The 19990-nt window shown below is 70.6% G+C and carries 19 protein-coding genes and 4 tRNA genes; 12 read left to right on the top strand and 11 right to left on the bottom strand.

The features are described from left to right. Window positions 1-20: 20 nt before the first annotated feature. Window positions 21-506: a hypothetical protein gene (locus BLU20_RS07980; protein ID WP_029253528.1), complete on the bottom strand. Its 486-nt coding sequence runs from the start codon at window positions 504-506 to the stop codon at window positions 21-23. A 56-nt stretch (window positions 507-562) separates the two neighbouring features. Here BLU20_RS07980 and BLU20_RS07985 point away from each other — a divergent pair, with 56 nt between their 5' ends. After that, entirely contained in the window at window positions 563-1222 is a 660-nt protein-coding gene (locus BLU20_RS07985) for an SDR family oxidoreductase (protein ID WP_172829047.1), read from the top strand. Between the two features lie 33 nt (window positions 1223-1255). Continuing rightward, entirely contained in the window at window positions 1256-2332 is a 1077-nt protein-coding gene (zapE, locus tag BLU20_RS07990; protein WP_083372191.1) for a cell division protein ZapE, read from the top strand. Here zapE and BLU20_RS07995 read toward each other — a convergent pair whose 3' ends face one another. After that, window positions 2333-3193 (bottom strand): polyphosphate kinase 2 family protein, encoded by an 861-nt coding sequence (locus tag BLU20_RS07995; RefSeq protein WP_083372192.1) that lies wholly within the window; start codon window positions 3191-3193, stop codon window positions 2333-2335. Window positions 3194-3325: 132 nt separating this feature from the next. Here BLU20_RS07995 and BLU20_RS08000 point away from each other — a divergent pair, with 132 nt between their 5' ends. Beyond that, the gene (locus BLU20_RS08000) at window positions 3326-3550 is read left to right on the top strand and encodes a hypothetical protein (RefSeq protein WP_029253524.1); all 225 of its coding nucleotides are present in this window, start codon (window positions 3326-3328) and stop codon (window positions 3548-3550) included. A gap of 24 nt (window positions 3551-3574) precedes the next feature. On the opposite strand, the gene BLU20_RS08005 is transcribed toward BLU20_RS08000, so the two are convergent. Beyond that, window positions 3575-3883 (bottom strand): hypothetical protein, encoded by a 309-nt coding sequence (locus tag BLU20_RS08005; RefSeq protein ID WP_331713048.1) that lies wholly within the window; start codon window positions 3881-3883, stop codon window positions 3575-3577. 60 nt (window positions 3884-3943) lie between these two features. Between BLU20_RS08005 and hrpB the strand changes: the two genes are divergently transcribed. After that, a complete protein-coding gene (hrpB, locus tag BLU20_RS08010; RefSeq protein WP_172829048.1) occupies window positions 3944-6454 on the top strand; it encodes an ATP-dependent helicase HrpB in 2511 nt (836 codons plus the stop codon). Here the strand turns inward: hrpB and BLU20_RS08015 are convergent, their stop codons facing one another. From BLU20_RS08015 to BLU20_RS08030, 4 genes are all read right to left on the bottom strand, one after another. After that, a complete protein-coding gene (locus tag BLU20_RS08015) occupies window positions 6455-7876 on the bottom strand; it encodes a DNA polymerase IV (RefSeq protein ID WP_172829049.1) in 1422 nt (473 codons plus the stop codon). It abuts the gene before it with no gap. 67 nt (window positions 7877-7943) lie between these two features. Beyond that, window positions 7944-8018 (bottom strand) — tRNA-Val (locus tag BLU20_RS08020). 17 nt (window positions 8019-8035) lie between these two features. Further along, window positions 8036-8106 (bottom strand) — tRNA-Cys (locus BLU20_RS08025). Between the two features lie 50 nt (window positions 8107-8156). Beyond that, window positions 8157-8228 (bottom strand) — tRNA-Gly (locus tag BLU20_RS08030). Window positions 8229-8388: 160 nt separating this feature from the next. Here BLU20_RS08030 and BLU20_RS08035 point away from each other — a divergent pair. The 3 genes from BLU20_RS08035 to BLU20_RS08045 all read left to right on the top strand — a co-directional run bounded on the left by BLU20_RS08035 (window position 8389) and on the right by BLU20_RS08045 (window position 10471). Further along, on the top strand, window positions 8389-9483 hold the full coding sequence (locus BLU20_RS08035) for a chorismate-binding protein (protein ID WP_231959155.1): 1095 nt from the start codon (window positions 8389-8391) through the stop codon (window positions 9481-9483). Then, window positions 9480-10331 carry an aminotransferase class IV gene (locus BLU20_RS08040; protein WP_083372194.1) on the top strand — a complete coding sequence of 284 codons (852 nt, stop codon included), beginning with the start codon at window positions 9480-9482 and terminating at the stop codon, window positions 10329-10331. The genes BLU20_RS08035 and BLU20_RS08040 overlap by 4 nt, the downstream gene beginning before the upstream one ends. A 68-nt stretch (window positions 10332-10399) precedes the next feature. Next, window positions 10400-10471 (top strand) — tRNA-Val (locus BLU20_RS08045). Between the two features lie 156 nt (window positions 10472-10627). Here the strand turns inward: BLU20_RS08045 and BLU20_RS13755 are convergent. The 4 genes from BLU20_RS13755 to BLU20_RS08060 all read right to left on the bottom strand — a co-directional run bounded on the left by BLU20_RS13755 (window position 10628) and on the right by BLU20_RS08060 (window position 15418). Further along, window positions 10628-11032, bottom strand: coding sequence for a hypothetical protein (locus tag BLU20_RS13755; protein ID WP_157270396.1), 405 nt, complete (start codon window positions 11030-11032; stop codon window positions 10628-10630). 1066 nt (window positions 11033-12098) lie between these two features. Further along, a complete protein-coding gene (nrdG, locus tag BLU20_RS08050) occupies window positions 12099-12674 on the bottom strand; it encodes an anaerobic ribonucleoside-triphosphate reductase activating protein (protein WP_083372195.1) in 576 nt (191 codons plus the stop codon). Further along, complete coding sequence (gene nrdD, locus BLU20_RS08055) at window positions 12667-14880, bottom strand: anaerobic ribonucleoside-triphosphate reductase (protein WP_083372196.1); 2214 nt, start codon at window positions 14878-14880, stop codon at window positions 12667-12669. Before nrdD ends, nrdG begins: the two co-directional genes overlap by 8 nt. Window positions 14881-15097: 217 nt before the next feature. Continuing rightward, window positions 15098-15418, bottom strand: coding sequence for a DUF3467 domain-containing protein (locus BLU20_RS08060; RefSeq protein ID WP_052367103.1), 321 nt, complete (start codon window positions 15416-15418; stop codon window positions 15098-15100). 174 nt (window positions 15419-15592) lie between these two features. Here BLU20_RS08060 and BLU20_RS13760 point away from each other — a divergent pair, with 174 nt between their 5' ends. The 5 genes from BLU20_RS13760 (at window position 15593) to BLU20_RS08080 (ending at window position 19989) form a co-directional block, all read left to right on the top strand. Continuing rightward, the gene (locus BLU20_RS13760; protein WP_155990709.1) at window positions 15593-15739 is read left to right on the top strand and encodes a hypothetical protein; all 147 of its coding nucleotides are present in this window, start codon (window positions 15593-15595) and stop codon (window positions 15737-15739) included. A 128-nt stretch (window positions 15740-15867) separates the two neighbouring features. Further along, on the top strand, window positions 15868-17835 hold the full coding sequence (thrS, locus tag BLU20_RS08065; protein WP_231959363.1) for a threonine--tRNA ligase: 1968 nt from the start codon (window positions 15868-15870) through the stop codon (window positions 17833-17835). A 2-nt stretch (window positions 17836-17837) separates the two neighbouring features. Continuing rightward, window positions 17838-18398: an HIT family protein gene (locus BLU20_RS08070; protein ID WP_029253499.1), complete on the top strand. Its 561-nt coding sequence runs from the start codon at window positions 17838-17840 to the stop codon at window positions 18396-18398. Next, window positions 18398-19027, top strand: coding sequence for a phosphatidylinositol phosphate synthase (gene pgsA / locus BLU20_RS08075; protein ID WP_029253498.1), 630 nt, complete (start codon window positions 18398-18400; stop codon window positions 19025-19027). The genes BLU20_RS08070 and pgsA overlap by 1 nt, the downstream gene beginning before the upstream one ends. After that, window positions 19024-19989: a phosphatidylinositol mannoside acyltransferase gene (locus BLU20_RS08080; RefSeq protein WP_157270398.1), complete on the top strand. Its 966-nt coding sequence runs from the start codon at window positions 19024-19026 to the stop codon at window positions 19987-19989. The genes pgsA and BLU20_RS08080 overlap by 4 nt, the downstream gene beginning before the upstream one ends. Window position 19990 lies beyond the last annotated feature (1 nt).

Here is a 19990-nt window from a genome sequence, read left to right on the forward strand (position 1 = left end):
CCCGGTCCGCGGCCGTTCTGCTACCCGAGCTCGCTCGTCCCGAGGTACACGTGCAGGACCGGGACGTCGAAGGCGGCACGAGCCTTCGAGGCCCAGTCGGTGTGGAAGGTGTCCTCGACGGCGTGCGGGTAGGTGAACACCGCGATCTCGCTCGCGTCGTGGTCGGCGACCGCGGTCGCGACGCTCGGCAGCGGGTCGTCGTCGGTCACACGCCCGCTCGCGTCCGCCCCGGCGCCGGTGAAGGCGGCCAGGCTCTCCGCGAGCTGCTCGTCGGCGGTCTTGCGCGCCTCGTCCGGGTCCGGCTCCTGGCCGGTCACCGCTGCCCAGGCCTCTTGCAGGTACCCGAGGCTGAGATAGTCGATGAACGAGGTCACCGGGTCGTGCGAGGTGTCGGCGGGGACCAGGAGACGGAAGTGTACGTCGCGGTCCGCGTAGAGCGACAGCAGGTTCTGGACGTCGGACTCGGCGAGGGCGGCTTCGGACAGGACGAGGATCGTATCGGTCACCTGACGAGGATATGCCCGACGCGCACGCCTGTCCGTGCGGTCGGTACGGTGGGGCCATGTCGAGCGAAGCGCCCGCGGTGGTCGTCGTCGGTGCGACCGGATACGTCGGGAGCCGGCTGACCCGATGGTTCCTCGACCGGGGCTGGGCGGTTCTCGCGTGCGGCCGGGACGCCGCCGCGCTCGCGCGCCTGGAAGAGGCCGGAGCCCAGGTGGTGGACGTCAGGGCGTTCGACGACCGCTCGTCCGATCAGCCCGAGAGGGCGATGCGCGAGCTCACCGCGCAGCACACGCTGCACGGTGTGGTCGCCTCCGTCGGCGGGTGGTGGATCGGGGACCGGCTCGAAGACCTGTCCCGTGACGTCTGGGACGGATTTCTCGAGAGCCATCTCACATCCCACCTGACGTCCGTCCAGCATCTGGTGCCGCACCTGCCCCCGGGCGCGGGCTACGTCGTCCTCAACGGCGCCGCGTCCCACGTCCCGATGGCGGGCTCGGGCCCGGTCAGCGTCACCGGGGCCGCCCTGCACATGCTCGTCGAGGTGCTGCGGGCCGAGTCGACGGGAGTCCGGTTCCGCGAGGTCGTCGTGGAGCGGGCGATCGCGGGCGACGACCGCAACCGGGACCCCGAGGCCGAGGTCGCTCTCGACTCCGTCGCCGAGGCCGTCCGGGACGCGCTCGACGACGGACCGGACGTCCGCAGGGTCGACGTCGGCTGAATCCCACGGCCGGGGAGCGTACGCTCGTGCGTCGTGACAAGCGCCGACCCCACCTCCGAGCCGACCGCGACCGGCACCACGGCACCGCGGTCCCTGACCGCCGTACGACCGGCGGCCGACGCCCGACGTCTGCTCGCCGACCTCGTACCCCCGCGCCACTTCCAGGATGCGCGGTTCGCCACCTACCGTGCCGACGAGGCATACCCGAGCCAGAGGGCCGCCGTCGAGCGGCTGGAGGAGGTCGCCGCCGAGCTTCGCCGTCCGCGCGGCGGCGGGCTCTTCCGCCGGCGCCGCCCGGCGCCCGCCGTCTACCTGGACGGAGGGTTCGGTGTCGGCAAGACCCACCTGCTCACCTCCCTGGCGCACGCCGTCGGGGTGGAGCGCGCGGCCTACGGGACGTTCGTGGAGTACACCAACCTCGTCGGGGCGCTGGGGTTCCTCCCGACGGTCGAGGCGCTCGCGGAGAAGCGGCTCGTCTGCATCGACGAGTTCGAGCTCGACGACCCCGGCGACACGGTGCTGATGTCCCGACTGCTGCGCGAGCTCGGGGACCGGGGCGTCGCCCTCGCCGCGACGTCGAACACCCTGCCCGACGCGCTCGGGGAGGGGCGCTTCGCCGCCGAGGACTTCCTGCGGGAGATCCAGGCGATGGCCGAACGGTTCGAGGTCATGCGCGTCGACGGCGAGGACTACCGTCACCGTTCCGTCGTGACGGACGCCGAGCCGCTGGACGCGGGGACGATCCGCGCGGTCGTCGAGGAGACGGCCGGTGCGACGCTCGACGACTTCTCGGCGCTCGTCGACCACCTGCGCGAGGTGCACCCCAGCCGGTACGGTGCGATGCTCGACGGCGTCAGCGTGGTCGGGCTCACCGACGTCGGCCCGGTCACCGAGCAGGCGGCCGCGCTCCGGCTCGTCGTGCTGGTCGACCGGCTCTACGACCGGGACGTGCCGGTCCTGCTCGGCGGCGCCGGCGAGCACGGCCTCTTCACGGACGCGATGCTGCGCGGCGGATACCGCAAGAAGTACTACCGCGCGCTGTCGCGGCTCGGGTCGCTGGCGGAGGACGGCCGGGGCGTCGCCGAGGGCGGCGGGTCCGTACCGCGCTGACTACGAGCGTTCCAGCAGGGCGAGCTGTTCCGCGACGTCGTACGAGGCCGTGGGCCAGTCCAGGTCGAGAGAGCGGAACGCGTCGAGGACGAGCTCGGTGACCACGAGGCGTGAGTACCACTTGTGGTCGGCGGGGACGACGTACCACGGCGCCGCCGGGGTGCTCGTCCGGTCGAGCACAGCCTGGTACGCCTCCTGGTACGCGGGCCACTGAGCCCGGCCGGCCAGGTCGCTCGGGTCGTACTTCCAGTGCTTGTCGGGCCGCTCGAGCCGCTTGCGCAGCCGCTCCTTCTGCTCGTCCAGCGAGACGAACATCGCCACCTTGACGATCGTCGTGCCCGACGCCGCGAGCTCGGCCTCGAACTCGTTGATCTGGTCGTAGCGAGCCTCCCAGGTGGCGCGGGGCACCAGGTCGTCGACGCGCGCGATCAGGACGTCCTCGTAGTGGGACCTGTCGAAGACCCCGAGCATCCCGGGACGGGGTGTGCGACGTCGGATCCGCCACAGGAAGTCGTGGGCCAGCTCCTCGGCGGTCGGTGCCGCGAAGGCCGCGTGGTCGACGCCCTGGGGGTCGACCATGCCGATCACGTGGCGGACGATGCCGCCCTTGCCGGCGGTGTCCATCCCCTGGAGCACCAGCAGGACCGACCTCTCGCCGCCCGTGCGCCCGTGGGCGAAGAGCCTCTCCTGCAGGTCGGACAGGTCTCTCCCGCGGCGTGCCATCGACTTCTCGGCGGCCTTGCGCCCGTGATCCCACCCTGGCGTGGCACCGGGATCGAGGGTGGAAAGGTCGAAACCGGCGTCTACCCGCAACGCCTCGGTCGGCGGGACGGAGAAGTGGCTCGTGCGCGGGTTGCTCATCTCCAGATCGTGCCACCTCTGCCCGGATCGCGCAGATTCGTGCGCATTGGCGTTGCGGTCGCCGTGTGAAGAACTCGGACACGTCGCGTGCGACACGATGCGATCGGGCGGTCGACCTGATAGGCAGGAGCTATGAGCTCGCACCCAGGTTCATCCTTCCGTCGCGACGACCCGAACACCTCGGACGTCGCCCAGGCACGTCTGTCGCCGTACCGGCGCTCCCGTCACACCGAGCCGAGCGCCGTCCTCGAGGGGGGCGACCCCTCGCGCGCACCCCAGTCCCTGGGCGGCGCGAGCCGGACCCAGCCGGCGCGCGGATGGCCCGCCGTCTCGTGGGACGACCCCGACGAGCTGTAGGACGCCGACCGGCCTCGCCGGCCGTCAGCCGAGGCGCGGCAGCCTGGTCGCGTCGACGTCGATCAGGCGGGGCATCCCTGCGGGTGCCACGGCGCTGAGGGCCAGATAGCGGGCCTCTGCCCGGTGCAGGCGGATGTGCTCGTCGACCGACCAGTCCGGCCCGTTCGTGAGCACCATGCCGCACGAGCACTCGATCTCGACGTGGCCCGTCCGGTCGGGGGTGGCCTGACCCACCGTGACGTGGGAGGAGCGTGCGGCGGCCTTCGCGTGGCGCATCGCGGCGCTCACCGCGCTCGGGCCGGGCATCTCGTCGGCTGGTTCGGAGTTCTCCACGAGACAGAACCCTATGCGGTCCGTGCACGGAACGGCCGCCTCGTCGGGCACACTCGCAGTGTGGACCCGATCGACGCTCTTCTCGCAGATCCGCCGCCTCTCCCTGTCGCCGCGGCTCTCGACCGGGTGGTCGGGCGACGCGCCGAGACGGGGTCGGTGGTGGTCCAGGCTCCACCGGGCACCGGGAAGACGACGTTGATCCCGCCCGCACTGGCGGCACGGTACCCGGGGCGCGTGCTCGTGACCCAGCCCCGACGCATCGCCGCTCGTGCCGCCGCCCGCCGCCTCGCCTCGTTGCTCGGCGAGCCGCTCGGCCGGACCGTCGGGCACACCGTTCGCGGCGAGTCGAGCACCTCGCGCGCGTCGCGGGTGGAGTTCGTCACGACCGGGGTGCTGCTGCGCCGCCTGGCACGCGATCCTGAGCTGCCGGGCATCCACACGGTCGTCCTCGACGAGGTGCACGAGCGGCATCTCGACGGCGATCTGGCACTCGCACTGCTCTCCGACGTCAGGGAGAACCTCCGGGCCGACCTCGGTCTCGTCGCGATGTCGGCGACCGTCGAGGCGGGACGCACCGCCGCCGCCCTCGGGCCGGGGACCTCTGTGGTCGACGTCGAGGGCACCGTCCATCCCGTCGACACCGTCTGGTGTCCGCCGCGCACGCCGGCGACGGACGCCCGTGGGGTGGCCCCGGCCTTCTGCGACCACGTCGCCGACGTCGTCCGTCGCGCCGTCGACGAGACCACGGGTGACGTCCTGGTGTTCATGCCGGGCGCCCGGGAGGTCGACCGGGTGCTGCGGGGCCTGGGCGGGCTCGGTCTCGACGTGCTCGCCCTGCACGGGCGCCTCCCGCCGGGGGACCAGGACCGGGCCCTGACGCCCGGCGCACGCCGCCGCGTAGTGGTCTCGACGGCCGTGGCGGAGAGCTCGCTCACGGTGCCGGGCGTCCGTGTGGTGGTCGACGGGGGACTCTCGCGCGAGCCGCGCACGGATCACCGCCGGGGGCTCGCGGGGCTCGTGACGGTCTCGGCGAGCAAGGCGTCCGGCATCCAGCGAGCGGGCCGCGCCGGTCGGGAGGGGCCGGGGACGGTCTATCGCTGCTGGTCGTCCACGGACGACGCGATGCGCGCGGAGCACCCCGAGCCTGAGATCCGCACCGCCGACCTGACCGGCTTCGTCCTGACGCTGGCGCGATGGGGGACTCCGCGCGGCGACGGACTCGCGCTGCTCGACCCGATGCCCGACGCGGCGCTGGAGTCCGCGCTGACCACCCTGCGCGAGCTTGCACTGCTGGACGACGCCGACCGGACGACCGTGCTCGGCGGGCAGGTCGCAGACCTGCCGCTCGACCCACGCCTCGGGCGGGCGCTGCTCACGGGTGCCGACGTGGTGGGTGTCGCGCGCGCGGCGGACGTCGTCGCCGCCCTCTCGGAGGACGTCCGCGTGAACGACGGCGACCTGCCTGCGGCGTTGCGGCGGCTGCGTCGGGGTGGGACGGGGTCGAGGGCCTGGGAGCAGCAGTCGCGTCGTCTAGCCCGTGCGGTTCCCGGCCCTGGGTCTGGCGGGGCAGCCGCACCGCGGGATCCTCGCCCGAGGTCGTCGATGTCCGACGACCTTGCGGTCGGTGTCGTCGCGGCGCTCGCCCACCCCCGGCGCGTGGCCCGTCGGCGGGATCGAGGCGACTCGTACCTCATGGCGTCCGGCACCGGAGCGGTGCTCCCTCCCGGCTCGCCGTTGACGGGCGCGCCGTGGTTGGCGATCGCCGACGTCGAGCGCTCACCCGGTCGGACCGACGCGATGATCAGGTCGGCCGCACCGATCGACGAGGAGACGGCCCTCGAGGCCTCCCAGGGACTCCTGCACGAGGACGACGAGGTGAACTGGGCGAACGGCCGGGTCGAGGCGCGTCGCGTGACGAGGCTCGGTGCGATCCCGCTCGGGGCGAGCGTCGTGAGCTGTCCGTCTCCCGAGCGGGTGCGCGACGCCGTCGCCGAGGGCCTGCGTCGGGACGGGCTCGACATCCTCCGGTGGAGCGACGCCGCCACGGCGCTGCGCCACCGGCTCGCCTTCCTGCACGGTGCCCTCGGTGAGCCGTGGCCCGACGTCTCCGACGAGGCGCTGATCGCGCAGGTCGACCGGTGGCTCGGAGCCGACCTCGACGGGTCGCGGGGACGGGTCGACCGGATCGACACCGCGCAGGCGGTTCGGCGTCTCCTGCCGTGGCCGCAGGCCTCCCGCCTCGACGAGCTCGCGCCGGAGCGCCTGGAGGTGCCGAGCGGGTCGCGCGTGCGGGTCGACTACAGCGGTGACCAGCCCGTCCTGGCGGTGCGCCTGCAGGAGGCGTTCGGCTGGCAGGTGACGCCTCGCCTCGCCGACGGCCGCGTGCCGGTGCTGGTCCATCTGCTCTCGCCGGCAGGACGCCCCGCGGCGGTGACGGCCGACCTCGGGTCGTTCTGGGCCAACGCCTACCCCCAGGTGCGCGCCGAGCTCCGTGGGCGCTATCCGAAGCACTCGTGGCCGCAGGACCCGGCCGACGGTGTTCCGAGTCGACGCGTCCGGAGACCGCGGTAGTTAGGACGAAGGGTCGGGTCCGTCGACCGTGTCCGCGAACCGGACGACGGCGAGCGGAGGCACCACCGTGACCGGATGGGTCGTCAGGTCGATCACCCGGGATCGGGCGGGGGGCGTCTCGTGGGTCTCGAACCGGACGGTGGCCTCGTCTCCGCGGACGTGGACCACCCAGCCGCGCCCGTGCTCCGGGTGCTCGATGTCGAGTCCCGGCCGGGCGTTCGCCGCGGTGAGCGGGCCACGGATGGTGCGGCGGCTCGACCCGACGACAGGCCCTGCCTCCGGCTCTCGTGCGTCGAGGACGGCACGGTCGAGGTCCGCGGTGTCCGCGTCCTCCTCCCACCCGAGGGTCAGCTGGGCGTGGGGCGAGAGGTTGTGGAACGAGACCCCCAGAAGTCGGACGGCGTCCCGGGCGCCGACGCCGCGGACGGCCTCGTGCGCCGCCGCACGCAGGGTCGCCGGGTCGGCGCTCGGCTGCGACAGCGTCGCGGAGCGCGTCACGGTCGTGAAGTCGGCGAACCTGACCTTGGCGACGACGGTGCGCGCGCCTCCGCCGTGGGTCGCCAGGCGGCGCAGGGCCTCGTCCGTGACGGCGTCGACCGCGCGGGCGATCGTCTCGCCGCCGAAGATGTCCGTGGGATAGGTCCGTTCGGCCCCGACGGACTTGCGCTCGCCGGAGGGTGCGACCGGACGCAGGTCGATGCCGTGCGCGAGTCGGTACAACGAGGACCCGTGCGCCTCGCCGACGGTCTCGGTGAGGACGTCGAGACGCTGGTGGCGCAGATCCGTCACCAGGCGTACGTCGAGGCGCTCGAGCGCGGCCGCGGTCGCGGGGCCGACGCCGGGGATCGCGCGGACCGAGAGCGGCAGCAGGAACGCGTCCTCGTCCGACGGGTCGACCACGAGGAGTCCGTCCGGCTTCGCGACGTCGGAGGCGATCTTCGCGACGAGTTTGGTCCGCCCCGCCCCGATGGACACCGCCAGGCCGGTGCGCTCGCGGATCCGTGCACGGACCGCCTGCGCCGCCTCCGCGACCCGGCTCTCCCAGGGGCCGGCTGCGAGATCGACGAAGGCCTCGTCGATGCTGAGAGGCTCGACGAGCGGGGAGAGCCGGGCCAGCTCGCTCATGATCACGCGTGAATACGCGGAGTAGGCCTCGAACCGGGGGAACAGGACCGCTGCGGCGGGGGAGAGGCGGCGTGCCCGGCTCATCGGCATCGCCGAGTGCGCTCCGGTGCGGCGGGCCTCGTACGACGCGGTGGCGACGACGCCCCTCGGGCCGTTGCCTCCGACCAGGACGGGCTTGCCGCGCAGGGACGGCTTGTCGCGCTGCTCGACGGCGGCGAAGAAGGAGTCCGCGTCGGCGTGGATCACCGACGGCACACCGCGAAGCCGTGCGGCGTCGGAGCTGAGCGCGGAGTCCACGAGACCTACTCTGCCTGAGTCTGGCAAACAGCGAAGGCCCCGACCGTGGTCGGGGCCTTCATCCTGCTGGTGGGCGATACTGGGATCGAACCAGTGACCTCTTCCGTGTCAGGGAAGCGCGCTACCGCTGCGCCAATCGCCCAGAGATGTACTGCTGAGAGGTGGAGATGGGATTCGAACCCACGTATACGGCTTTGCAGGCCGCTGCCTCGCCTCTCGGCCACTCCACCCTGAGAGAGTCTGCCTCGTTGATCAACACGTGATCGGAGAGCGTTCTCCGAGCGGATGACGGGATTCGAACCCGCGACCCTCACCTTGGCAAGGTGATGCTCTACCACTGAGCCACATCCGCACGATCGGGCCGCTCGGGGTTTCCCCCGGGCTTTCCGGCGCGATCAGAACTCTAATAGACCCGGGGCGAGAAGTACAAACCGGGGCCGTCGGGATCGGCTCTTCCGCGAGATTCCGCCGATTCGTACACCCCCGGTGTCGGCCTCGGTAGCGTTCTGGGTGTGCTGAGCAGCCAGAGTTCCCCGCCCGGAGCGGGTTCGGACGTCGGATCGGGCTGGGCCGCGTTCGGGTCACGGTCGGGGCGCGGCGTCGTGGAGTGCGTCGACCTGCACGCGGACCCGGGCGCTCTGGAGCGTGGCGGCCTCTGGTTCGTGGTCGCGGACTTCGAGGGTGCCGAGCGCGGCGGACGGGCTCGCGCCTGGCGGTTCGCGGAGTCCGGGCCGCCGCCGGCCCCGCGTGCGTGGCGGGGTCCTCGTCCGGACCGGTGGCGGTCGTCGTCGGACCAGCAAGAGTACGAGGCGGCCGTCTCCACGGTGCGTGCCAGGGTCCGATCCGGCGACGTCTATCAGGTCAACGTGTGCCGGGTGCTCTCGGCCGAGCTGTCGCCCGAGGGTTCGGAGCCGAGCGCCGCGGCCCTGGCGCACCGGCTGGCGCAGGGAAACCCGGCACCCTACGCCGGGGCGATCCACGTCCCCGCCGGCTCCGGCGTCGACCCCGTCTGGGTCGTCTCCGCCTCGCCCGAGCTCTTCCTCCGACTGGATCAGGGGATCGTGACCTCCGGTCCCATCAAGGGGACGGCGACGACGGCGGCGGGGCTGTCGGCGAAGGACCGTGCGGAGAACGTGATGATCACGGACCTGGTGCGCAACGACCTGCAGCGCATCTGCGAGCCGGGGACCGTCGGCGTCGACCGGCTCCTCGCGGTCGAGCAGCACCCGGGCCTGGTGCACCTCGTCTCGACGGTCAGCGGCGCGTTGCGGCCTTCGGCGTCACCGTGGTCGGACGTGCTGGCGGCGACGATGCCCCCTGCCTCGGTCTCGGGCGCCCCGAAGCGCGCGGCGCTCGGCATCGTCGACGAGCTGGAGACGGAACCTCGGGGGCCCTACTGCGGCGCCGTCGGATGGGTGGACGCGGACCAGGGGGCGGCCGAGCTCGCCGTCGGGATCAGGACGTTCTGGTGGTCCGACGGTGTCCTGCGGTTCGGCACGGGTGCGGGCATCACCTGGGGCAGCGACCCGCGTGCCGAGTGGGAGGAGACCGAGCTCAAGGCGCGTCGGCTCGTCGCGCTCGCCTCTGGTGCAGAATGTGACCCATGACTCCGGTGATCTGGGTGGGCGGCGTGCTGGTCGACGCGACGCAGCCGTCGGTGAGCGCCGTCGACCACGGTGTGACGGTGGGCGACGGCGTCTTCGAGACGTGCCGCGTCGACGACGGGGCGCCGTTCGCGCTGACGCGACACCTGGCGCGGTTGCGCCGGTCTGCAGAAGGGCTGGGGCTCGACGCCCCGGACGACGGCACGATCCGGTGTGCTGTCCGTGAGGTGCTCGCGGCGGCGCCCGACGCCGGCCGGCTGCGCATCACGGTCACCGCAGGGCTCGGGCCCCTCGGGTCTCAGCGCACGCCGGGCGAACAGACGATCGTGGTCGCCGCCTCGGAGGCCGGCGCGTCACGACCCGCGCGGGTGGTCCGTGCCCCGTGGGTGCGCAACGAACGGTCCGCGGTGGCGGGGCTGAAGACGACGTCCTACGCCGAGAACGTCGTCGCGCTGCGTTACGCGTCCGAGCGTGGCGGCGACGAGGCGGTCCTGGCCAACACGCACGGCGAACTGTGCGAGGGGACGGGGTCGAACGTTTTCGTCGAGCGCGGGGGAGAGCTGCTCACACCACCCCTCTCGTCCGGATGTCTCGCCGGGATCACCCGCGAGCTCCTGCTCGAGTGGGCCGCCGACGACGGCCTCGCGGTGCGCGAGGCGGAGGCGGGCGAGCTGGGCTTCGAGGTGCTCGACGACGTGCTCGACGGCCGGGCGCAGCTGTTGATCACCAACAGCGTCCGGGACGCGCAGGCCGTCACCTCGCTCGACGGCGTCGACCTGGAGGCCGGGCCCGTCTCGCTCGCCGCCGAACAGCTCTTCGCCCGACGTCGCGCGGCCCAGGTCGACCCGTAGGCGTCCGATTGGAACTGAGGGGTCCGAACCGGCTACTATCGTCCAGCACGCAGGGCCTGCCCTGCGACGGGCGATTGGCGCAGTGGTAGCGCGCTTCGTTCACACCGAAGAGGTCACTGGTTCGAACCCAGTATCGCCCACCGATGCGGAACCCCGTCTGACCAGCAACATTCCAGGTCAGGCGGGGTTTCTGCGTGTCAGGGCCCGTAACCCTACCTCGGCGCCATCGCCGAGAAGCTTGACGAGCGACACGATGAGGTCCTCCGCATTCTCATCCACGCGAAGTGCTCAAGAAACTACTGCTGGACGAGACCGTTCCTACCACCACTGGCCCCGCCCACCTCCACCTCTGACTCCCGGTTAAGACGGTTTCGGCGAATTATTTCTTGGATCGAAATCTCGGGTTTATGCTCATCTGCTACGACGTAGTTACCCTTACCAATGTACGTCCGCCCCAGTTCATTGTGAGCAGTCGAATACCCCAGCCGCTTCTCTTTGCGACCTTTTAGCATTGAGAGCGCTGAAAATAATGCACCAAGCAACATGAAACCGCAACCGGAAAACGTGACCACCTTCCCGACACCCTCCAAAGATGGGTTCAGTAAAGCGGTGAGAAATCCGCCAATCATCATCGCGCCACCAATCAACAACGCTATAGCAGTCCACGCCATGTACCGGATTTCCGTAGGCCCGGGGACCATCTGGTCCACCCTGCGCCCTGGGGTCCATTCAGCCCCCGGGGCGCTACTCCCGCTGTCTTGTTTGATCACGAACATACCCTCCAAATGGTGTCGACCCGATTCCCGCTGACCATACCGACCCCACACTATCTAACCCGTGTCGCACCTCTTCAAACGCGCCAAAATTTCGAAACGCCGGCCTCGCCGCCTCTACCAGGTAGGGTCCAAACCTGACAGCCAATGGCTTGCCTGCTTTAAGGAGAGTCCCGCCCGCTCCCATGGCAGTGGTTGCCAAACCGAAACCACATGCGACCGAAAAGAACTCAATGGTACAATCGATTGCAGTTGCTGCGACGCCAAGAACGGGCCCTGAAGGCGTTAGGGGCGTGCTCGCGGACCTGGAAGCACTTACGTGCAGACGGTGCGACCGAGGGCGTCGCCAACCAGGCGGCGAACGAAGCGTTCCATGATGCCTACAAGTCCGCTCAGGGATGCATGGACTGTGACGGGTCGCAACAGTGGCCCGCGCATGCCCTGCAGCCGTGGCCCTCGTGGCGGTACATCCTGGAAGTCAGCAAGTGCGACGTCGTGTGTGGCCATCACCACGACGTGCGCACGGAGGCTCGTGCTTGGGGCATCGAGCGTGACGAGGCAGCACGACGGATCGGTGCGGCAAGGCGGTCTGTGGTGCTCGGAGCGACGCGAGCCGAGCGGTTGAAGTCGAGACGAGGGTTTGAACACCGAGCATTCGCCTCGAAGTCTCCTCCTGAGCGACTGCCAAACCCGTACACCGGGGCTTCTGCCTAGACTCGGCGGACGGGTCAGACTGTCAGTCCAGGTCATACCCCAGGGGCGCCGGTTTCTGGAGTCGCGTTGGCGGCTCAGGGGGAGAATGGGTGCATGGGTGTAGACCCTCGGGAGGATCAAACCGCCACTGCACCCCCGTCGGCCTCTTAGATTGTGCATAGTTGCAGTTCACATGGGGGGTGCGGTACTGGTTCGAACCGAGTATCGCCCACCCGAGACGAACGGCCCCAGATCTGCGGAGACGCGGACCAGGGGCCGTTTGCGTGCGGCCGTGCACGCGTCAGACGGCGGGCGCCGCCGATCGCCGGCCGGGTGTCCACGGCAGGGGGGACTCCGCCACGAGCGATCCCGACACGTCGAGGACCCGCTGGTTGCGGCTGCCGCGGAACGCGAGGGAGAGGTCGCGTTCGTCGCGTCGGAACGGTCCGTCGACCAGGACGTCGACGTGTTGGAGCAGGTCTCGCTTGTCCGGGCTGTCGGCCAGGAGCTGCTCGAACGTGTACCCGCTCCACGCCCAGATGTCCTTGGAGCCCCCGAAGCGTTCGCGGACGCGCCCGGCGAGCCGGAGACAGACCTCGGTGTTGAGGAACGGCTCACCGCCGAGAAGACTCAGCCCCTGGACCGCCGGGTGTGCGAGGTCGTCGAGCACCCGGTCCTCCAGCGCGCTGGTGTACGGCGAGCCGTAGCGAAAGCTCCAGGCCGCCTCGTTGAAGCAGCCGTCGCACGCGAAGAGGCACCCGCTGACGTACAGGCTGCACCGCACGCCCTCGCCGTCGACGAAGACGAACGGCTTGTAGTCGGCGACATGCCCGTGGCTGACCCGTGCGGAGACCCAGTCGGGCCGGGGCTCACGCATCTCGTGGTCCTGCGTCGGGGGAGGGCAGCGTGGCGTCGAGGTGCTTGACCCGCGCCGAGATCTCGGCATGGCGGCCCTGCACCATGGGGCGGGCCTGGGGGTTGCCGAGGTAGCCGCAGGTGCGCTTGACGACGTCGCACGTGCGCGGGTCGTCGTTGCCGCACCCCGGGCAGGCGAAGCCCCGGGCAGTGGGGGTGAAGTCGCCGGAGAAGCCGCACGCGTAGCAGCGGTCGATCGGGGTGTTGGTCCCGAGGTACCCGACGCGGTCATAGGCGTAGTCCCACACGGCCTCGAGCGCGGACGGGTTCTGCTCGAGCACCGGGTACTCGCAGTAGTGGATGAAGCCGCCCGAGCTGAACTGCGGGTACGGGTGCTCGAAGTCCAGCTTCTCGAACGGTGTCGGTTTCTTGCGTACGTCGTAGTGGAAGCTGTTGGTGTAGTAGCCCTTGTCGGTGATGTCGGGGACGGTGCCGAAGCGGGCCGTGTCGAGGCGGCAGAAGCGGTCGGTCAGGCTCTCGCTCGGGGTGGCGTACACGGAGAACCGGTAGCCGTGGGTGCGGGTCCAGGCCTCGGCCGCCTCGGCGAGCCGGCGGACGACGTCAAGCGTCAGTGCCTTGGCGTCGGGGTCGCTCTCCCAGGCGCCGCCGAAGAAGGCGGTCGCCACCTCGTACAGTCCGATGTACCCGAGCGATACGGTGGCCCGGCCGTCCCGGAACAGCTCGTCGACGGCGTCGTGAGCGCCGAGTCGTCGGCCAAAGGCTCCGTACCGGTACAGGATCGGCGCGTTCCCGGGAACCGCCTCGGTGCAGCGGGCGATCCGGTAGACCAGGGCGTCGTGGACGGTCTCGAGCCGCTCGTCGAGGAGCGACCAGAACCGCTCGACGTCGCCGTTGGCCTCGAGAGCGATGCGGGGGAGGTTGAGGGTGACGACGCCCAGGTTCATCCGTCCGTCGACAACCTCGTTCCCGTCGGGGTCGGACCAGGACGGCAGGAAGGAGCGGCAGCCCATCGGCGTCTTGAAGCTCCCCGTGATCTCGACGATCTTGTCGTAGTTGAGCACGTCGGGGTACATCCGCCGGGTCGAGCACTCGACCGCCAGCTGCTTGATGTCGTAGTTCGGGTCGGTCGGCTCGAGGTTGAGCCCCCGCCGCAGCGAGAAGATCAGCTTGGGGAAGATCGCGGTGCGGTGCTCGGCCCCGAGCCCGTCGATCCGGACCTGGAGGATCGCCCGCTGGATCTCCCGCTCGAGCGGCCCCGCGCCGAGCCCCAGGCCGAGGGAGGTGAACGGTGTCTGGCCGTTCGACGTGAACAGCGTGTTGATCTCGTACTCCAGGGACTGCATCGCGTCGTAGACGTCCTTGCGGGTCCGGGCCTGCGCGTACTCCTCCCGACGCTCGGGCTCGCTCACCCACCTCTCCGCCTCGGCGCGGTGCTTCGCCAGGTTCTTCGCGGCGTAGGGCGCGAGCAGCTCGTCGATCCGGTCGACCGAGCATCCGCCGTACTGGCTCGAGGAGACGTTCGCGATGATCTGGGCGATCTGGGCGGTCGCGGTGCCGATCGACCGGGGGGACTCGACCTCGGCGTTGCCGATCCGGAAGCCCTGGCCGAGCATCGACGTGAAGTCGATGAGGCAGCAGTTCGTCATCGGCGAGTACGGGTGGTAGTCGAGGTCGTGGTAGTGGATGTCGCCCTTCTGGTGGGCGTTCGCGACGTGCGGCGGCATCATGCCGAGCCCGACGACCTTCCCGACGGCCCCGGCGGTCAGGTCTCTGCGCGTGTTGAAGACGTTGCTGTCCTTGTTGGCGTTCTCGTTGACGACGGTGGAGCGTCCGGCGTCGAGCTGGTCGAGGGCTGTGTCGAGGCTCGTCGAGGCGGCCCGGTCCGCGGCACGTTCGACCCACCGTCGTTCGTATGCGGCGGCGGCATCGGCGAGTCCCGCCGCCGCGAGTCCCTGCATCACGGCCTCGCGGATGTCCGCGACGGAGATCTCCGCCCGCCTGTGAGCGCCGACCTGCGTCACGACGCCGTCGACCAGATCGGCGACGTCGGCGTCGCGGGAGGCGCAGGACCGCGTCGCGGCACGGACCGACCGTGCGAGTCGAGCCGGATCGAACGCGAGACGCCGTCCGTCCCGTTTCGTCACGATCGACGCGATGCCCTCGACGGCGCCGTGGTTCGACGGACGATCCGACTCGACAACAGTCACGGTTCTCCTCGGGCTTTGGCGAGCCTCGCCGCGCGAGGGGCATCGCGATTCACATCATCTAGTGGGTCGATCTGAATCTGATACTAGATGTAGTGGTCGAGGCGTGCTGCCGGGAGAAGGCCTGTCAGATCGTCCGTCGCATCAGGCTGCGGAGGATCTGTCGAAAATAGGTGTGGTGTCAGAATGTCGGGCGTGCGCCGGTGCGGCCCGCCGGACGTCAGGCGCTCGGGCCCGACTGGCGACGCCCCGTCTCGCGCTCCCAGGCGTCGAGCTGCTTGGTCAGGGCGCTCGCCAGCTCGAAGACCTGCTCCGGAGGGATGCGGATGCGCGAGACGACCTTGACGGGCAGGTCCGACACCTCGCGGTCCGTCTCGGGGTCGCGCCGCGAGATCGGTGGCGACTTCATCGCGACGAAGTCGATGACGAACGTCGACTGGGTATGCCACAACCGGGCGAAGTCGGCGGGGACTCCCGCCTCGTTCTCCACGGGCAGGTCGATCTGAAGATTGCGCTGCTGGCGTTCTGCCGGCTGGTCCATGAGTGCCTCCTCGGTGTCGTGGGCGACGCTACGGCGTCGGGCAGGGCAGCGCACCAGGGGCGAACGGGACGTTGCTCAGATCTCCGACGCCTGCCGGGTGAGGGCGACGTTTCCGGCCTAGCGTGGACCAGAGCGGGGCACGAGCCTCGCCGTCCCGGACGCAGGAGGTTGACCGTGAGCGACATCTTCAACAAGGCGAAAGAGGCCATGACCGACGAGCGCGTCGACCAGGTCGCCGAGCAGATCAAGGACAGGACGCCGGACGACGTCGACGACAAGGTGGACCAGATCAAGGAGCAGGCGAAGAAGTACAACGACTGACCCGCCAGGGATCGGTAGGATCAGGGGCGCCGCCGGTCGGTGGCGCCCCTGTCGATCTCGAGGAGATTTCCGTGTCGCAGCCCGATGTGTCCGCCGTATCCGTCACCGTCGACGGTGAGGCGACGACGATGACGCCGGGCACCACCGGCGCCGACCTGTTCGCCGGACGGCGCGAGGTGGTCGTGGTCCGGGTCGACGGCGAGCTCCGCGACCTCGACCAGCCACTGCCCGAGGGTGCCGTCGTCGAGGCGGTCACGATCGACTCTCCGGACGGGCTCTCCGTCCTGCGCCACTCTGCGGCCCACGTGCTCGCCCAGGCGGTCCAGCAGGTGGACCCCGACGCGAAGCTCGGCATCGGCCCGCCGATCACGGACGGCTTCTACTACGACTTCGACGTCGAGACGCCCTTCACCCCCGAGGACCTGAAGAAGCTCGACAAGGCCATGGCGCGCATCATCAAGGAGGGTCAGACCTTCCGTCGTCGTGTCGTAACCGAGGACGAGGCGCGCGCAGAGCTCGCGGACGAGCCGTACAAGCTCGAGCTCATCGGGCTCAAGGGCGGCGCGAGCGACGACGACGGGTCCTCCGTCGAGGTCGGTGCCGGCGAGCTGACGATCTACGACAACGTCCGCGGTGCCGGACGCGAGAGCGAGACCGTGGTCTGGAAGGACCTCTGCCGCGGCCCGCACCTGCCCAGCACCAGGCTCATCGGCAACGGGGTCCGGCTCATGCGCAGCGCGGCCGCCTACTGGCGAGGCAGCGAGAAGAACGACCAGCTGCAGCGTGTCTACGGCACCGCCTGGCCGACCAAGGACGAGATGCTGGCCTACCTCGACCGGCTCGCCGAGGCCGAACGGCGCGACCACCGTCGTCTCGGCTCCGAGCTCGACCTCTTCTCCTTCCCGGACCAGATCGGCTCCGGGCTTGCGGTGTTCCACCCCAAGGGCGGCATCATCCGCAACGAGATGGAGGACTACTCCCGGCGCAAGCACGTCGAGGGCGGCTACTCGTTCGTCAACACCCCGCACATCACCAAGGGGCAGCTGTTCGAGACGTCCGGCCACCTCGACTGGTACCGCGAGGGAATGTACCCGGCGATCCACCTGGACGAGGTGCTCGACGACGACGGCGCCGTCGTCAAGCCGGGCCAGGACTACTACCTCAAGCCGATGAACTGCCCGATGCACAACCTGATCTTCGACTCCCGCGGGCGCTCCTACCGCGAGCTGCCGCTGCGGCTGTTCGAGTTCGGGACGGTGTACCGGTACGAGAAGTCGGGCGTCGTGCACGGCATGACCCGCGCGCGCGGGTTCACTCAGGACGACGCGCACATCTACTGCACCCGTGACCAGATGAAGGACGAGCTCACCACGACCCTCACCTTCGTGCTGGACCTGCTCAAGGACTACGGGCTCGACGACTTCTACCTCGAGCTCTCCACGCGGGACCCGGAGAAGTCGGTCGGCTCGGACGAGGTCTGGGAGGAGGCGACCCGCACCCTCGAGGAGGTCGCCACCGCCTCGGGGCTCGAGCTCGTGCCCGACCCGGAGGGCGCCGCGTTCTACGGTCCCAAGATCTCCGTCCAGGCACGCGACGCGATCGGTCGCACCTGGCAGATGTCGACCATCCAGCTCGACTTCAACCTCCCCGAGAAGTTCGAGCTCGAGTACACGGCCGCAGATGGCACCCGTCAGCGTCCGGTGATGATCCACCGTGCACTCTTCGGGTCGATCGAGCGCTTCTTCGCCGTGCTGCTCGAGCACTACGCGGGCGCCTTCCCCGCGTGGCTCGCCCCCGTCCAGGTGCTGGCGATTCCGGTCGCCGAGCCCTTCAACGCCTACCTGGAGGAGATCGTCGGCCGGCTGCGCGCGCAGGGCATCCGGGCCGACGTCGACGTGTCCGACGACCGGTTCGGCAAGAAGATCCGCAACGCGAGCACGCAGAAGATCCCGTTCGTGATGATCGCCGGAGGCGAGGACGTCGAGGCCGGCGCGGTCTCGTTCCGCTTCCGCGACGGTACGCAGGAGAACTCCGTGCCGGTCGACGAGGCCGTCGAACGGGTCGTGGCTGCCGTGCGCGACCGCGTGCAGGTCTGACGATGGCAGCGCCCGGACCCCGCGTCGACGCGGCCGGTGACTTCCCGCCGGCCGACGACTCCCTCGAGCGTCTGTGGACCCCGCACCGCATGGTGTACATCGGGGGGCAGGACAAGCCCGAGGACGCCTCGGCGAACGCCTGCCCGTTCTGCCGTGCGCCCGAGCGGGACGACGAGGACGCGCTCGTGGTCGCCCGCGGGGAGCACTGCTTCGTCGTCCTGAACCTGTACCCCTACAACTCGGGACACCTGCTGGTCTGCCCGTATCGGCACGTGGCCGACTACACCGACCTGACCGCGCCGGAGACCGTGGAGCTGGCGGAGATGACGCAGACGGCGATGACCGTGGTCCGTTCGGTCTCCTCGCCCGCGGGCTTCAACCTCGGGATGAACCAGGGCGACGTCGCGGGCGCGGGGATCGCCGCGCACCTGCACCAGCACGTCGTGCCGCGGTGGCTCGGCGACGCGAACTTCCTGCCGATCGTGGGCCAGACGAAGGCCGTGCCCGAGCTCCTGGCCGACACCCGGCGACGGTTCGCCGAAGCCTGGCCGGAGGGGGACTGATGTTCGGCAGGCTCCGCGGGCTGACCACCCGGATCTTCACCCCGCTCGGCGCACTCCTCCTGCGGTGGGGCGTGAGCCCCGACGCCGTCACCGTCGTCGGCACCCTCGGCGTCATGGTCAGTGCGCTCTGGCTCTTCCCCACGGGCCACCTGTTCGCGGGGACGATGGCCGTCATGGTCTTCGCCTTCTCGGACGTCCTGGACGGCAACATGGCGCGCCAGGCCGGACGGACGGGCACCTGGGGCGGGTTCCTCGACTCCACGCTCGACCGGCTCGCCGACGCCGCGGTCTTCGCCGGCCTCCTGCTGTGGTGCTGGTCCGTGGACGACGTCTGGGGGATGGGCGCGGCGCTCGCGTGCCTGGCGCTCGGCGGGGTGGTGCCGTACGCGCGTGCCAAGGCCGAGAGCCTGGGGGCGACCGCGAGCGTCGGCATTGCCGCTCGCGCGGACCGCCTCGTCCTCGCCCTCGTGGCCTCGGGATTCGTCGGGATCGGCGTCGACCAGCTGCTCCTGACGGGCATGCTGACCCTGCTCGCGGCCGCGAGTGCCGTCACGGTCGTCCAGCGCATCCTGGTCGTCCGGCGCCAGCTCGCGACGGCGGAGCCCGACCCGACGCCGCGGACCGGGTGATCCGTATCGCCCGCTCTGCGTTCCTCCTCGCCTGGAAGCATGCCCACCGGGTGCCCGCGCCCGTCCTGCGCGGGGCGTTCGGTCTCGGTGCCGACTACGTCTGGTGGCGTCGGACGACCGGGGTCCGTCGCCTCGAGGCCAATCTTCGCCGCGCCCGTCCCGAGGCGTCCGTCGACGAGATCCGCAGGCTCTCGCGCGCCGGCATGCGCAGCTACATGCGGTACTACAGCGAGGTGCTCACGCTCGCGCACCTGGGGGACGACGTCGTCGACGCCCGGGTGCGTACCCGCGGGGCCGACGCCGTGCGCGCCGAGCTCGCCGACGGACGCTCACCTCTCCTGGCGCTCGGACACCTGGGCAACTGGGACCTCGCGGGTGCGTGGGCCGCGCGCCACCTCGCGCCGGTGCTGACCGTCGCGGAGCGGCTCGAACCGCCCGAGCTCTTCGACGAGTTCGTCGCGCTCCGCAACGCCGTCGGGATCGAGATCATGGCCCTCGGCGACGTCGGGGTGTTCCGCGACCTCACGCGCGCCGCCGGGGCCCCGGGCCGGGTGCTGCCCCTCCTGGCCGACCGTGACCTGACCGCCAGCGGCATCGAGGTCGGCCTGCTCGGCGAGCGCGCTCGTGCCGCGGCGGGGCCCGGGGCGCTCGCGGCCGCCACCGGGGCACCCCTGTTCGTCGCCGTGCTCTACTCCGAACGGCTCCACGGGACGGCACGCCGTGCCGCACGGTCGCCCTGGGGAATGGTGATCGAGTTCCGGCGCGTCGAGATCCCTGACGTGCACCGTGCTGAGAAGATCCAGGCGATCACCCAGGCCTGGATGGACCTTCTCGGCGAGGGGATCCGCGAGCACCCGGAGGACTGGCACATGCTGCAGCGTGTGTTCGTCGACGACCTCGACGCCGACCGCGACGCCGAGATCCGGCGTCGGACACCCGCCGACGAAGGAGGCGCAGGATGAC

It is taken from the genome of Paraoerskovia marina, assembly GCF_900105445.1.
Taxonomy (GTDB): domain Bacteria; phylum Actinomycetota; class Actinomycetes; order Actinomycetales; family Cellulomonadaceae; genus Paraoerskovia; species Paraoerskovia marina.

Excerpts from the sequence above, each read along its gene's own strand:
- BLU20_RS07995 (WP_083372192.1), bottom strand. The coding sequence starts at position 3,193 with ATGAGCAACCCGCGCACGAGCCACTTCTCCGTCCCGCCGACCGAGGCG.
- BLU20_RS07985 (WP_172829047.1), top strand. The coding sequence starts at position 563 with ATGTCGAGCGAAGCGCCCGCGGTGGTCGTCGTCGGTGCGACCGGATAC.
- thrS (WP_231959363.1), top strand. The coding sequence starts at position 15,868 with ATGACGCCGGGCACCACCGGCGCCGACCTGTTCGCCGGACGGCGCGAG.
- BLU20_RS08070 (WP_029253499.1), top strand. The coding sequence starts at position 17,838 with ATGGCAGCGCCCGGACCCCGCGTCGACGCGGCCGGTGACTTCCCGCCG.
- pgsA (WP_029253498.1), top strand. The coding sequence starts at position 18,398 with ATGTTCGGCAGGCTCCGCGGGCTGACCACCCGGATCTTCACCCCGCTC.
- BLU20_RS08000 (WP_029253524.1), top strand. The coding sequence starts at position 3,326 with ATGAGCTCGCACCCAGGTTCATCCTTCCGTCGCGACGACCCGAACACC.
- BLU20_RS08040 (WP_083372194.1), top strand. The coding sequence starts at position 9,480 with ATGACTCCGGTGATCTGGGTGGGCGGCGTGCTGGTCGACGCGACGCAG.
- BLU20_RS08060 (WP_052367103.1), bottom strand. The coding sequence starts at position 15,418 with ATGGACCAGCCGGCAGAACGCCAGCAGCGCAATCTTCAGATCGACCTG.
- nrdG (WP_083372195.1), bottom strand. The coding sequence starts at position 12,674 with ATGCGTGAGCCCCGGCCCGACTGGGTCTCCGCACGGGTCAGCCACGGG.
- BLU20_RS13755 (WP_157270396.1), bottom strand. The coding sequence starts at position 11,032 with ATGGTCCCCGGGCCTACGGAAATCCGGTACATGGCGTGGACTGCTATA.